We start from the raw sequence: 1,296 nt of genomic DNA, 5'->3' as shown, positions 1-1,296 counted from the left end.
CACGAGTTGGAGTATGTGCTCAGGCAGGCGGGGATCTCGCTGTTGGTGGCGGCGCGGGAGTTCAAGACCTCGAACTACGCGGCGATGATCGAGGAGGTGCGGGGCGGCTGCCCGGCGCTGCGCGCGGTGGTGCTGATCGGCTCGGGTGAGTGGGACGGGCTGTTGGAGACCGGGCGGGCCGGGGACCCGGCCGTGCTGGCCGAGGCGCAGGCGGCGTTGTCGCCGGATGACCCGATCAACATCCAGTACACGTCCGGGACGACGGGTTTTCCCAAGGGCGCCACCCTGTCCCATCACAACATCTTGAACAACGGGTTTTTCGTGGGCCGGCTCAACGGCTACACCCCGGCGGATCGGGTGTGTATCCCGGTGCCGTTCTATCACTGCTTCGGGATGGTGATGGGCAACCTGGCGAGCACCTCCAACGGCGCCACGATGGTGATCCCGGCGCAGGGTTTCGACCCGAAGGCCACCCTGGAGGCGGTGGCGCGGGAGCGGTGCACGTCGCTGTACGGGGTGCCGACGATGTTCATCGCCGAGCTCAACCACCCGGACTTCGACGCCTATGACCTGTCGAGTCTGCGGACGGGGATCATGGCCGGGTCGCCGTGTCCGGTGGAGGTGATGAAGCAGGTGGTGTCGCGGATGGGCATGGACGAGGTCACGATCTGTTACGGGATGACCGAGACGTCGCCGGTGTCGATGCAGACCCGCGCGGACGACTCGCTGGAGTTGCGGGTGTCGACCGTGGGCCGGGTGCACCCGCACCTGGAGGTCAAGATCGTGGACCCGGACACCGGGTTGACCGTGCCGCGTGGGGAGCCGGGGGAGCTGTGCACGCGGGGGTATTCGGTGATGCTGGGGTACTGGGAGGAGCCGGAGAAGACCGCGGAGGCGATCGACGCGGCGCGGTGGATGCACACCGGGGACCTGGGGGTGATGGACGCCGAGGGGTATGTGAACATCACCGGGCGGATCAAGGACATGGTCATCCGGGGTGGGGAGAACATCTACCCCCGGGAGATCGAGGAGTTCCTCTACACCCACCCCGACATCCTCGACGCCCAGGTGATCGGGGTCCCGGACGTCAAGTACGGCGAGGAGCTCTGCGCCTGGATCCAGGTGCGCGAGGGCGCCCAGGTCACCGCGGAGTCGTTGCGCGAGTTCGCCACGGGCAAGCTCGCGCACTACAAGATCCCGCGCTACGTGCTGGTGGTCGACGAGTTCCCGATGACCGTGACCGGCAAGGTCCGCAAGGTCGAGATGCGGGAGAAGTCCGTCGGCATCCTCGACCTC

The 1,296-nt window shown here is 67.2% G+C and carries 1 protein-coding gene; it reads left to right on the top strand.

What is annotated here, in order from left to right:
* A partial coding sequence (locus PKE99_RS37545; RefSeq protein ID WP_271215027.1) for an AMP-binding protein occupies positions 1-1,296 on the top strand: 1,296 nt, incomplete at both ends.

This window comes from Pseudonocardia halophobica (genome assembly GCF_027922425.1).
In the GTDB taxonomy this organism is placed as follows: domain Bacteria; phylum Actinomycetota; class Actinomycetes; order Mycobacteriales; family Pseudonocardiaceae; genus Pseudonocardia; species Pseudonocardia halophobica.
This window is presented reverse-complemented; position numbering and strand designations above follow the sequence as displayed.